General features: G+C 46.5%; 1 protein-coding gene. It reads left to right on the forward strand.

The features are described 5' to 3' along the window. Positions 1–46: 46 nt before the first annotated feature. A partial coding sequence (locus tag AAEZ00_RS22330; RefSeq protein ID WP_351090250.1) for a phage protein occupies positions 47–230 on the forward strand: 184 nt, incomplete at its 3' end.

Genomic DNA, 230 nt, shown 5'->3' on the forward strand with positions numbered 1-230 from the left:
GACCTAAGCAATTAACTTAAGTCGCAACACATAAGGAATCGCAAACATGCGTTTATCTGGAATGAATTTTAACGTCAACCTAGGCGACATCATGGTTCAAGTTGACACCGCATCGTTAACCATTACCGACAACAGTGGCGTGTCGCAAACTGGCGGTGTACCCGATGGTGCAGTAGACGGCGACGTGTCAGCAAGTGGCGAACTTAGTGTTAACGCTAGCAACTTTAAGT

The sequence above is a fragment of the Shewanella sp. S1-49-MNA-CIBAN-0167 genome (genome assembly GCF_040310145.1).
GTDB classification, from domain to species: domain Bacteria; phylum Pseudomonadota; class Gammaproteobacteria; order Enterobacterales; family Shewanellaceae; genus Shewanella; species Shewanella psychromarinicola.